We start from the raw sequence: 12,514 nt of genomic DNA, 5'->3' as shown, positions 1-12,514 counted from the left end.
AGCCGGCCATAAGCATCTCGTAGATCACGCGATGCTTATGCATCATCGAGACCTTCGGGCAGTGCGATTGGTGCTGAATCGCAATTCCGGCTTGTCGCGCCCACCGCCTGACAGTTGGTGAGGGTATCCCTAACTCACGTCCAACTGCGCTTGCTGATGCCCCGTTGGCGATGTGTTGAAGCGCAATCGGTTTGATGGCACTGTATTTCGTTCGGCGGGTTTGCTTCACTACTTCTCCTGGTCGAAAGTGGTGATGCATTCACCGCCTGAACCTACCCCTTCAAACTGTCATAAAGGTAGTCACTAACTCCTTCGGCAAACCGCCACCCGTCGAACACCACTCGCCACGCACCACCCACGCCCCCCCATACACAGCAGCCTCCACACACACCTAGCCACAGCTCCCTACACACCCCACCCCCACAACTGGCCACGCCCCAGAGCCAATCAAACCAATCCGTACTAAGCGGGCTATAGCACTCTCGACACAGATACACACACCCTCTTACCTTGGGTTTTTCCAAAACTTTGCAATAGACAGCTTGGTTCACTATTGTTTGTAAGCAACGTTTTGAACAATCTCAAAAACCGCAAGGAAGTATCTGAAATGACCACCAAGTACGACAACAGCAACGCCGCCAACTGGGGCCTGTCCACTCGCGCTATTCACGCCGGCTTCGCTCCGGACGCACAGACCTCCGCGCGCAACCTGCCGATTTACAACACCTCCTCCTACGTCTTCGATTCCGCTGAGCACGCTGCCAACCGCTTCAACCTCTCGGATGCAGGCCCGATTTACTCCCGCCTGACCAACCCGACTGTGGATGCCGTCGAGCAGCGCATCGCCAGCCTCGAGGGCGGCGTCGCTGCCGTACTGTTCTCCTCCGGCCAGGCAGCTGAGACCGCTGCTGTCCTCACCCTGGCTCGTGCAGGCGACCACTTCGTCGTTTCGCCACGCCTCTACGGCGGTACTGAGACCCTGTTCAAGGTCACCCTGCCGCGCCTTGGCATCGACTGCACTTTCGTCGAGAACCCGGATGACCCGGAGTCCTGGCAGGCAGCAGTTCAGGACAACACCGTCGGTTTCTACGGTGAGTCCATTGCCAACCCGCAGATCGATGTCCTCGATATCCCGGCCATCGCCGAGGTTGCACACCGCAACAACGTTCCGCTGATTGTCGACAACACGGTTCCGACCCCGGCCCTGCTGCGCCCGCTCGAGCACGGTGCTGACGTCGTGGTTTCCTCCACCACCAAGTTCCTGACTGGTAACGGCTCCTCCCTTGGCGGTGTCATCGTCGACGGTGGCAAGTTCGACTGGACTCAGACCCGCAACGGCCGTTCCATCTTCCCGAACTTCACCGAGGCCGACGAGGCTTACCACGGCCTGAAGTTCGCCGACCTGGGCGCCCCGGCCTTCGCACTGCGTGCTCGCGCTGGCATTCTCCGCGACACCGGCGCTGCCCCGGCTCCGTTCAACGCCTGGGTTCTGGCTCAGGGCCTCGACACCCTGGCTCTGCGCATCGAGCGCCACAATGAGAACGCCAAGGCTGTCGCTGAGTTCCTCGAGAACCACCCGCTGGTCGCCAAGGTCAACTACGCTGGCCTGCCGAGCTCCCCGTGGTACGAGACCCTGAACAAGCTGGGCCTTTCCGGCGCCAGCGGCGTGCTCTCCTTCGACCTGAAGGATGCCGACACCGCCAAGGCTTGGAAGTTCATTGACGCTCTGAAGCTGCACTCCAACGTCGCCAACATCGGTGATGTCCGCTCGCTGGTTGTCCACCCGGCCACCACCACTCACTCCCAGTCCGATGAGGAGGGTCTGACTCGCGCCGGTATTTCCCAGGCCACCGTTCGCCTCTCTGTCGGTATCGAGAACATCGATGACATCATCGCCGATCTCGAGGGCGGCTTCGCAGCACTCGCGTAGACCGTTTGTACACGGACACAGAACGGACTAAGTAGTCTATAAGGCATGAGCTTTTCCCCATCTACCCCGGCCGCCCTCCCACCCGAGGGCGAGCCGGGGCGTGTCTTTATCGGCGATGTCACAACCGAGGCTGGCGCGGTCATCCCCGACGTCACTGTCGAGTTCGAACGCTGGGGTCGGCTTAACGACGACTGCTCGAATGTCATCCTCCTCGAGCACGCTCTAACCGGCGACGCCCACGCTTCCGGCCCCTCGGATGAGTACCACCCGACTGCGGGTTGGTGGAACGGGATGATTGGCTCTGCCCGCGCACTGGATACCGACGAGTACTGCATTATCTGCACCAACGTCATCGGTGGCTGTCGCGGTACAACCGGCCCTTCCAGTCCACATCCGGACGACGGCAAGCCCTGGGGCTCTCGCTTCCCCGCAATCTCCGTGCGCGACACGGTGACGGTGGAGCACCTGGCGCTGCAAGAACTGGGAATTTCCCGCCTCCAAGCTGTCATTGGTGGCTCCCTGGGTGGGGCTCGCGCACTTGAATGGTCACTGATGCACCCGGATTTCGTCGGCAAGGCATTGGTGATGTGTGTCGGCGCACGTGCGTCTGCTTGGCAGATTGGTATTCAGTCTGCGCAGATTCAATTCATTGAGTCCGATCCCGATTGGCATGGCGGCGACTACTACGACCGCGGTGTGACTCCGGCCCGAGGTCTGGGTTTTGCACGCAGGGTCGCGCATTTGACGTACCGTGGCGAGCTGGAGATGGATGACCGCTTTGGCGCGGCAGCGCAGCCCGGTGAGGATCCGTTGGGCGCGATGCGCACGGAAGATCGATTCCAGGTAGAAAGCTACTTGGATCATCAGGCGAAGAAGCTGGCTCAGCGTTTCGATGCCGGCTCGTATGTCGTGCTCACCGATACCTTGAATCGGCACAATATTGGCCGTGATCGCGGTGGCCTCAACGAGGCGCTGCACTCGTCAACCGTGCCGACCATGGTTGCCGGTGTGGACACGGACATTCTCTACCCCTTCCACCAGCAGGAGCACCTCGCCCGCAATCTGGGCAACTGCTTGGGGCTGGAAAAGATTGAATCCGCCGTGGGTCACGACGGATTCTTGACGGAGTTCGAGCGAGTGGATTCGATTGTGCGTAGTTTCCTCGCTCGCGATGTCAGTTAATGTCAGCTAGCTTCCCAGCGCATCCACGCTGACTGCGAGGAATACGATTCCCATCCCGATTATGGAGCAAAACCATAGGTCAAAGGCCCGGGATCGTACGGAGAACACACCTAAAATGCTGTCAGGCAGGTACTGCCTAGCCACGCCGAGCAGCATCATTGTGCTTCCCAGCATGAATGTGGCGCGTCGCCACCGCTCCAGCCCCAGGAACACAACGAAGGCGGACATGCCGAAAAAGAGCGCGCCGTAAATCGTATACTGCACCCACATTGGCCACGATGCCCCCGGCGGCGGGGTCTTTGGGCTGTGCGGGTTCAGCATTGGATCCGGCAGATCTTCCCGCCGGGCACGCTGCGCAATTTCCCTTTTCGACACGAGTTGTTCCTCCTGGCTGACTAGGCCAGGCCAGCGAGCTTTTCAGCGCGCTCGACGACATTGCGTACGAGGAAAGCGCGAGTCAGTGGGCCGACACCACCTGGGTTCGGGGATACGTAACCGGCAATGTCCCAGACGTCATCAGCAACGTCACCGGCCAGCTTGCCGTCGACACGCGAAACTCCCACGTCGAGCACAGCGGCGCCAGGCTTGACCATGTCTGCAGTAAGCATATGAGCGACACCAGCAGCGGCGATGATGACATCAGCCTGACGGGTTTCAGCGACCAAGTCCTTGGTGCCGGTGTGACATAGTGTCACGGTAGAGTTCTCGCTGCGGCGAGTGAGCATCAGGCCGATTGGACGACCAACGGTGACACCGCGGCCGATAACAACAACCTTGGCACCGTTGAGCTCGACGCCGAAGCGTCGCAGCAGGTGGATACAGCCGTTTGGGGTACACGGCAGTGGTGCTGGCTCGTTGAGGACCAGCTTGCCCAGGTTTACCGGGTGGAGGCCATCGGCGTCCTTCTCCGGGTCGATGAGCCCCAGAATACGGTTTTCATCCAAGTGCTTCGGCAGTGGCAACTGAACAATGTAGCCTGTGCACTCCGGGCTTTCGTTCAGCTCGTTAATTACTGCCTCGAGTTCTTCCTGCGTGGTATCAGCAGGAAGGTCACGGCGGATAGAGGCGATACCAATCTGCTCACAGTCACGATGCTTCATCTTGACGTAAGAGTGGCTGCCTGGATCATCACCAACCAACACGGTGGCCAGCCCCGGGGTGTAGCCGGCTTCCTTTAAACGCTCAACGCGCTTTTCCAGGTCTTCAAAGATTTCGTCTCGGTAGAGTTTGCCATCAAGCTTTGTCGCTGCCATGGCATTTATCTTAGGCACAGGAGCGAATAATGCCCAGAAACGCCTCGTAGCCGCTCTCGCCTTGCCCCTATTTACCGCCCATAAAGCCCTGCTGACGCCAGACTTCATAAGCAGCCACTGCTGCGGCGTTGGAAAGATTCATGCTGCGACGAGCTGGCAGCATCGGAATTCGGATTAATTGTGTAATTCGCGGATCATCGAGCACTGACTGTTCCAACCCGGTTGGCTCTGGACCAAAGAGCAGTACATCGGTGTTCGTGTACTCAATATCTGTGTGCCACGTGTCAGCGTGTGCGGTAAAGGCAAAGATGCGGCACCCTTGGCTGGCAAAGGCCTCCAACGCTTGATCGATGGAATCGTGAATACGCACATCGGCCAGGTCATGGTAATCCAGCCCGGCGCGACGCAGATTCTTGTCATCGAAGTTGAACCCCAATGGCTTGGCCAGATGCAGCATAGCTCCAGAGCCCGCACACATGCGGATAGCGTTTCCGGTGTTCGGCGGGATGACAGGCCGGTCAAAAAGCACGTGGCAGGTGTGGCTCGTAATCCAGTCTGTGGAGTTCGTTGGCTCGGAGTTCGTTGGCTCGGTCGTGGCGCTATTCATTTCTTCCGTCAGTTCTTTTCCGCTGTTTCTTTTACTGCTCGTTGTTGGTTTCTGCTGCCGCTGTCGTGGCAGGCGCCGCATCGCACACACCGTGCTCGGTGAAAAACGCGATGATGGTCTCACCGATTAGCGCTCGGCTCCTCGGCTTCGAGAACTTATGGCCCTCTCCCTCGACCACTAGAAAATCGGTGGCCACGCCGTATGCGTCCATGGCGTTGCGCATCTGACCGGACTCTCGCGGAGGCACGTTGGTATCCCACTCGCCGTGGATAAAGAGCGTTGGAACCTTCATTTCCTCCGCACGGTGCAGCGGCGAGATATCGCGCAGAAGCTCAGCATCCTGGTACGGGTAGCCGTATCGAGGGAACGCGGCCTGCGCCAACCAGGGCTCGGTGGATTGGTAGTAGGTTTCAAAACTTGTCATTCCGCAGGCATCGACGATGGCCGCAAACTGATCCGGGTACCATGCCGAGGCCAACAGCGACATGAAGCCACCGTAGGATCGCCCGCCCAGAGCAATGCGTTCTGGGTCCGCCAACCCGGCATCAACGAGGAAGGAACGCGCCGCTGCGATATCCGCAATAGCGGCAAAGCGCCCATAGCGGTCGCCCGCGTGCTCGAATGACCTACCGGACCCTGAGGAACCGCGCACATTAGGAGTGAACACCACGAAGCCCGCCTCCACAATGCTGGCTAGAACATCGTGGTGGATGGGTTTCGCCTGCAGTTCTGGTCCGCCGTGGATGTGGATGAAAGCCGGCGGTAGTGCGCTTCCGGAAACGTCATTAGAACTATTGCGCACCGACTCCGGAAGGTAGAGCCAACCAGACAGTTCCAACCCATCGCGGGAGACAAAGTAGACCAGCTCTGGAGCCGGCATGGTCTCCAGATTCTTCTCTTCCAGAGCCAAAATCCGTTCGGTGCGTTCCATATCCAATGGCTCAATGACACCACCGATATTGCGCAGAATCTCCACCGTTGGCGCAAGGCCTGGCCCTTCTACTGTCAGGGAGATCAGCTCACCGTCCCCGGAGATTGACAGCTCGCGCGCAACCATGCCCGGCAATTCCACATTGCGGCGCACCATCACCCGCATGTCGTCAGTCTGCGGGTGAAGGCCAAGGGTTAGCACCTCGAGCGTGCTGACCCCACCGCTATTCCACAGCACAGCCGCGGTGGAGGAATCCTCACTAATGACGAATTCTTCGACGTCTTGATCCGGATTGCCAATGAACTCCTCGACATCAACTTCGATGCCAATCTTCATATCCAAAATCTCCGCTGCGGTCGATTCCGCTGTACGCGGCTCCGTGGTGCTGATACCGCTGTCGGGAGTAATACCCAGGCGCAGGATGCGACGCTGTTCCGCGCCATGATCTGAGAGCACGAATGCGGTCAGCTTCTCCTGCCCCGGATGCGCCAATAAGACACCGACATCCGTGGTAGAGCCAGGATCGGATGGCAACAGCGGCTGCCACTGCTGCCCCGGCCCGACTAGTAGTAACTCCCGGTGGCCTCGCGGTCCCACCCGCACGAGGCCAAACCCACCTTCAGCCGCTACCAGCTGGCTGTCAGTGCGTTTATCAATGACCTCATACTTTGAGTCCGTCGGGTTGACCAAACGCGCATAGTTAATACCCTGGGCATCGACCGCGTTCATCGCTAGGAGATCGTTATCCCATTCCACCAGTGTGGCGCGCATATCCGCATCCATACGCAGGGGGCGGGCACCGTCGACCTCCGGATCGGTGGATACCAGCCAGGTCTGCAAACGCTCCGTACCGTACGGAGAGACCTCGCAGGCAATCCACTTTCCATCCGGAGAGTGCAGCACCCTGGTAACCGGGCCTTCCACCGGCAGTTTCACGGGGCGCTCCGCCCCTAGCCCCTCCGGAGTAATCTCCTGCTGTACCGCACGCGGGTAGCCGCTATCGCGGACAATAAAGGCGATTGCACTCCCATCCGGTGCTAACGAGGATTCATAGGTCTGGCGCATGACAATCCATTCTAGTAGTCAGCGAAAATCTCTACTTCGACCTGCCACCACCGGCTGCCCCAGAGCCTCGGACATATCCACCAGACGATCGGCCACGATTGTCACCGCACCAGAGGCTGTCTGCGCGATACCGCGCACCACCATCGCCCGCGAATTCACCGCTACCGGCCGAAAACGATTCCACAGCCCCGGTGTACACAGCACATTCACCAGCCCAGTTTCGTCCTCCATTCCCAAAAATGTCACTCCGCCAGCTGTCCCTGGACGTTGCCTATGTGTCACGACTCCCGCCACTTCTACTCGTGTTCCGTCGGGCACTGCTTTCAGTTCTGCCGCAGGCACCACTCCACGTTCCTGCAGGTCTGCCCGCAACGCGGCCACCGGGTACTGCCCCGGGGTCACTCCCGTTGCCATCAAATCGGCAGCTGCCAGCTCAAACTCCGTCATGCCGGGCAACGCCGGTGCGTCGGCAAGCGTGAGCCCCGGCAGCATGCCCTCACTTTCCGTCGCCGCCACGCCCGCCGCCCACAGTGCTTGACGACGGTCAATCCCCAGCGACCCAAGTGCTCCTGCGCGCGCCAGTGCTTCCATGTGCCCAACACCCAGCCGAGCTCTGCGGGCGACATCTGCTGCGTTGACAAATGGCCGCGCTGCGACGATACGTTCCGCCACGTCATTGCCCACACCGGCAATGGCACCGATCCCCAAACGAATACGACCATCGATGACGCTGGCTTCCACGCCTGAAACTGCGATATCCGGACCATCGCAGCCGATACCGTGCCGGCGGGCATCGGCAATCAACGACTGCGGAGAGTAAAACCCCATGGGCTGAGCACGGAGCAACGCTACACAGAACTCCGCCGGATAGTGGTACTTAAACCAGGCCGAGAAATACACCAAGGAGGCAAACGACTGCGCGTGTGATTCAGGGAAACCGTAGGCGGCAAAGGCCACTATCTTGTTCCACAGTTGTTCCCCAATATCCGCATCAATGCCACTGGTGCGCTCCAGCCCAGCCAGAAAACGGGCATGGAGCGCTTCCATTTTGGCCACTGAGCGCTTCGACCCCATAGCGCGGCGCAGCGAGTCCGCTTCCGCCCCGCTGAAATCCGCCGCATCGACGGCCATTTGCATCAGCTGCTCTTGAAATAGCGGAATGCCCAGTGTCTTCCCGAGAGACTTCTCCAACACCGGATGCTCATAGGTCACCGGTTCGAGTCCATTTCGGCGGCGAATGTAGGGGTGCACGCTACCGCCTTGAATGGGGCCTGGGCGAATGAGTGCCACCTCCACCACCAGATCAAAGAACTCCCTCGGCTTCAGTCGGGGCAAGGTGGCCAGCTGCGCGCGCGATTCCACCTGAAACACGCCCACCGCGTCCGCGCGTGCCAACATCTCGTAAACCTCCGGTTCAGCGACATCTATTTCCCACAGGTTCACTCGGCGCCCATGCTGTTCATAGACCAAGTCAATGCAATGGTGGATGGCCTCCAGCATTCCGAGGCCAAGCAGGTCGAACTTCACCAGTCCCGCTGCCGCACAGTCATCCTTATCCCACTGCACTACTGAGCGCCCCTCCATGCGTGCCCATTCCACTGGCACGACATCCGCAATCGGCCGATCACAAATCACCATTCCGCCAGAGTGAATGCCTAAATGACGAGGCTGCCCACGAAGCTGCTCCGCCAGTTTTCGCACCGGCTCCGGCGGACACGCTTCCCGGTCTCTGACCCACGCATCGATAACGCCCGGCGAGTATCCCAACACCCGCGCCGCATCGCGCAATGCGCCGCGCCGCCGGTAGGTAATGACATTGGCTACCTGCGCGGCATTGTCACGACCATACTTTTCATAGACGTATTGGATAACCTCTTCCCTACGACCAGACTCGATGTCTACATCAATATCCGGCGGACCATCCCGTTCTGGCGACAAAAACCTCTCGAACAACAGCCCGGCACTAATGGGGTCAACATTGGTGATCCCCAGCGCAAAACACACCACCGAGTTAGCGGCCGAACCGCGCCCCTGCGCCAGAATTCCCGCCCGGCGACAGAACTCACAGATGTCGTGCACGATGAGGAAGTAGCCCGGAAAGCCCAACTCTCGAATCACAGTCAGCTCATGTTCTAACTGCGCCCACGCCCGCGCTTGCACGGAGCCGTCCCCAGCTCCATCGACCGGACCATACCGCCGCCGTGCCCCCGCACGGGCAATTTCCCGCAGCCAGGAGTCCTCATCGTGGCCCTCTGGCACTTCCCAGCGAGGCAACTCAGGCGCAATGAGGTCAAGCGTAAAAGCACACTCACCTGCAATGTCCTGTGTTGACCGCAGCACCTGCACCCCCAGATACCGTGTTGCCGCCGCTAGCTCCTCCCACGAACGCAACCAAGCTCCGCCTGCCGGCTCCAGTCGTGACTCGAACCCGCCTAAGTCCTCTCTCACAGCAAGAGCCTGTTTAGCCCCAGCCAACCGGCTTGTCGCAGGCGAAGCTGACGTCGCAGCAGAGGAAACCACCTCCCGCAGGCCATACTTCACAGCTGCGGCTGAAATAGCTTCCGCGTCATCGGCCGCCTGCGCGGTGGGGCTCACGCGGTGTTCGAGTGCCACATTCTCCGCACCGAAGGCCGCAATGAGCTCTTCCAAGTCGCCGACCCAGCTGACGTCGGCAAGCACCTGCCAGAAACCACCTGCGGCCTCCCCTAACTCTGGCAGCGAGGGATAGCGGACGACGGACTTCTCCCCTGCCGACATATGCGCATCACACAGCGTGTGGCTCAGGCGCCGATAGCCCTCGGGCCCCCGCCCCAGCACTGTGAGGGGCCGCTGCGGAAGCCCCAGCTCCGCGCCGATGATTGTGGCGATACCAGCCTCCGCTGCAGCCTCGGCAAAACGAGCGATTCCATAGAAACCATCGCGATCTGCGAGCCCCAACACGTTTAACCCCAAACGCGCAGCCTCGGACACCAATTCTTCCGGATCCGATGCGCCATGCAGGAATGAATAGCTCGAACGACAGTGCAATTCCGCCTTAATATCCGCAGGCGAAAATGACACGCCACCTCCGCCACTAACACCGCTTTCCGGAGCTTCAAAAGCCCCAACGATGGAATCTGACAGCTGCCCCCGCCAGCCATTGAAGCTGCCATTAGGCTGTAGTTTTCCTGAAAATTTACCCGATAGAATACGCTCAATCCGCGACCAGCTCAGTGGCCGACCGGACTGCTCCGACTGTCCGTCCGAGATGTTTTCCATGCCATGAACATTAACCCACCCTACGGACTGCATTCAAACGTATTTTCGATTAGTATGTGCATTAAGCGCCACCCCCGGGACGCATCCGTAAGTCACACCTCAGCCACGTTCGACTGTTTAGGCTGAAGTTGAATTTTCAGCACTACCTGGGCAAGTGCTAGCCTTAACCCCAGAATTAAAGACAGCTTGGTCTAGTTCTGCCTTAAAACTTCAGCTAACAAATCCCATTAAATAAGGAGACCCCTCGATGAACCTCAAGCGTTTTTCCGCCGGTGTACTTACTGTCGCGTTCGCCGCAACCGGCCTTACCGCCTGTGGCAGCTCGGATGACGCCATTCGTATCGGCACCACGGATGCCGGCAAGAAGGCCTGGACCGTTTTCGAGCAGAAGGCTTCTGAACAGGGCATCGATCTGGATGTTCAGCCCTTCTCCGACTACCAGACCCCGAACCGTGCACTCGATGAGGGCCAGCTCGACGTCAATCTCTTCCAGCACATCAAGTTCTTGGCTGAGTACAACGTCGGCGCTAAGTCGGACCTGACTCCGATTGGCTCGAGCGAAATTGTCCCGCTGGCTCTGTTCTGGAAGGACCACAAGTCGGTTGATGAGCTGGAGAAGGGCACCGAGGTCGTCATCCCGAACGACCCGTCCAACCAGGGCCGCGCTATTAACGTGCTGGTTCAGGCTGGCCTGCTGAAGCTGAAGCAGGATGACCTGCTGACCCCGTCCCCTGCTGACATCGATAAGGAAGCTTCCAAGGTCACGGTTCTGCCGGTGGATGCCGCTCAGACTCCGGCCGCCTACGGTGAGGGCAAGCCTGCCATTATCAATAACTCCTTCCTGGACCGCGCTGGCATCGACCCGAACACCGCCATCTTCCAGGATGACCCGAACTCCACGGAGGCAGAGCCGTACATCAACGTCTTTGTCACCAAGGCTGAAAATGCTGACAACCCGAAGTACGCGGAGCTCTCCAAGATCTGGCACTCCAAGGAGGTCCAGGACGCAGTCGCTGAGGACTCCAAGGGCACCTCGGTTCCGGTTGACCGTTCGGCTAAGGAGCTGCAGGACATTCTGGATCGCGTCGAAGAGCAGCAGCGCGAGCAGAACTAACGCCACTGCCACCTAAGCACCGCCCAACACCAGGGAACACAGACCAAGGGGCACTGATTCACTCGTGACCAACAAGGGAACGAAGCTCGAATTCCGCGAGCTGAACAAGCAATTCGGCGACGTCACCGCGCTCGCCGACATCAACCTAACCGTTGAACCCGGCGAAATCCTCGGCGTCATCGGTTATTCCGGCGCTGGTAAATCAACGCTCATCCGTATGATTAACGGCCTGGAAAAGCCAACCTCCGGGCAGGTTTTGCTAGATGACACCGACATCGTCGGCATCTCCGAGCGCCAGCTACGGGGTCTGCGCCGCAATATCGGCATGATCTTCCAGCACTTCAACCTCTTCCATTCGCGCAACGCGATTCGCAACGTTGAATACCCGCTGGAACTGGCCGGGATGCCGAAGGCCAAGCGCCGCGCTCGCGCCCAGGAGCTGTTGGAGTTTGTCGGCCTCGGCGACAAAGCGGAGTCCTTCCCAGAGCAGCTCTCGGGTGGACAGAAGCAGCGTGTCGGCATCGCCCGTGCGCTCGCCACCGAACCGACGCTCCTGCTTGCCGACGAAGCCACCTCGGCACTCGACCCGGAAACTACTTCCGGTGTCCTGGATCTGCTGCGTCGCATCAATCGCGAAATGGGCGTCACTATCGTGCTGATTACCCATGACATGTCGGTTGTACGCGGTATCGCTGACCGCATGGCCATCATGGAAAATGGTCACATCGTCGAAACCGGTACGGTCCACGAGGTCTTCGCCAATCCCAAGACTGAGGTTGGCCGCCGCTTCGCCACCACCGCACTGCGCGATGTTCCAATTGGCCGTGAACGCGATTCGGTGAATCAGTCTGCCGAGAGCGCAGCGGCTCGCCTGATCACCATCACTATCAATGACGGTGTTGACCTCGGTGCTCTAGCACAGGCCACTAGTGCCCACGGTGTCGCCGCCTCGGTGGCACACGGTGCAGTCGCCAATGTGCAGGCGAAGTCCTACGGTCGCCTTACTTTGCGGTTGACTCCGCTGACAGGTGATTCCGCCTCGGATTCCTCTGATTTCGATGCCGCCATTGCTGCCATTTCCGAACTGACACAGGTAGAGGAGCTTGCATCATGATCGGTCTCTTAAACTCTCTGCCATCGGTGAGTGGCAAGGACACCAACTGGGAGAGCCTCG

At 59.4% G+C, this 12,514-nt stretch carries 10 protein-coding genes; 4 read left to right on the top strand and 6 right to left on the bottom strand.

Annotated elements, in window-relative coordinates; all coding sequences use genetic code 11:
- On the bottom strand, positions 1–229 hold a 229-nt coding region (locus HMPREF2878_RS11075), incomplete at its 3' end, for a helix-turn-helix domain-containing protein (protein WP_210387020.1).
- Positions 230–607: 378 nt separating this feature from the next.
- Here HMPREF2878_RS11075 and HMPREF2878_RS10925 point away from each other — a divergent pair.
- Positions 608–1,930, top strand: a complete 1,323-nt coding sequence (locus HMPREF2878_RS10925) for an O-acetylhomoserine/O-acetylserine sulfhydrylase (RefSeq protein ID WP_048731554.1) — start codon at positions 608–610, stop codon at positions 1,928–1,930.
- A 45-nt stretch (positions 1,931–1,975) separates the two neighbouring features.
- Entirely contained in the window at positions 1,976–3,112 is a 1,137-nt protein-coding gene (locus tag HMPREF2878_RS10920; RefSeq protein ID WP_048731552.1) for a homoserine O-acetyltransferase MetX, read from the top strand.
- Positions 3,113–3,118: 6 nt separating this feature from the next.
- On the opposite strand, the gene HMPREF2878_RS10915 is transcribed toward HMPREF2878_RS10920, so the two are convergent.
- From HMPREF2878_RS10915 to HMPREF2878_RS10895, 5 genes are all read right to left on the bottom strand, one after another.
- Entirely contained in the window at positions 3,119–3,487 is a 369-nt protein-coding gene (locus tag HMPREF2878_RS10915; protein WP_005510063.1) for a DUF3017 domain-containing protein, read from the bottom strand.
- 20 nt (positions 3,488–3,507) lie between these two features.
- Positions 3,508–4,365, bottom strand: a complete 858-nt coding sequence (locus tag HMPREF2878_RS10910; RefSeq protein WP_070429823.1) for a bifunctional methylenetetrahydrofolate dehydrogenase/methenyltetrahydrofolate cyclohydrolase — start codon at positions 4,363–4,365, stop codon at positions 3,508–3,510.
- Between the two features lie 67 nt (positions 4,366–4,432).
- Positions 4,433–4,972, bottom strand: coding sequence for a tRNA (cytidine(34)-2'-O)-methyltransferase (locus HMPREF2878_RS10905; RefSeq protein ID WP_016422134.1), 540 nt, complete (start codon positions 4,970–4,972; stop codon positions 4,433–4,435).
- A gap of 31 nt (positions 4,973–5,003) precedes the next feature.
- On the bottom strand, positions 5,004–6,968 hold the full coding sequence (locus HMPREF2878_RS10900) for an alpha/beta hydrolase family protein (RefSeq protein ID WP_070653472.1): 1,965 nt from the start codon (positions 6,966–6,968) through the stop codon (positions 5,004–5,006).
- Between the two features lie 18 nt (positions 6,969–6,986).
- On the bottom strand, positions 6,987–10,226 hold the full coding sequence (locus HMPREF2878_RS10895) for an error-prone DNA polymerase (protein WP_070595979.1): 3,240 nt from the start codon (positions 10,224–10,226) through the stop codon (positions 6,987–6,989).
- A 247-nt stretch (positions 10,227–10,473) separates the two neighbouring features.
- On the opposite strand from HMPREF2878_RS10895, the gene HMPREF2878_RS10890 reads away from it, so the two are divergent.
- Positions 10,474–11,340 (top strand): MetQ/NlpA family ABC transporter substrate-binding protein, encoded by an 867-nt coding sequence (locus HMPREF2878_RS10890; RefSeq protein ID WP_016422131.1) that lies wholly within the window; start codon positions 10,474–10,476, stop codon positions 11,338–11,340.
- A 64-nt stretch (positions 11,341–11,404) separates the two neighbouring features.
- Positions 11,405–12,454, top strand: coding sequence for a methionine ABC transporter ATP-binding protein (locus tag HMPREF2878_RS10885; RefSeq protein ID WP_070595945.1), 1,050 nt, complete (start codon positions 11,405–11,407; stop codon positions 12,452–12,454).
- Positions 12,455–12,514: the final 60 nt, after the last annotated feature.

The organism is Corynebacterium sp. HMSC065H09, from assembly GCF_001812845.1.
In the GTDB taxonomy this organism is placed as follows: Bacteria; Actinomycetota; Actinomycetes; order Mycobacteriales; family Mycobacteriaceae; genus Corynebacterium; species Corynebacterium jeikeium_D.
Note: the sequence above shows the minus strand (reverse complement) of the source record. Positions and strands in the feature narration are given on the sequence as shown.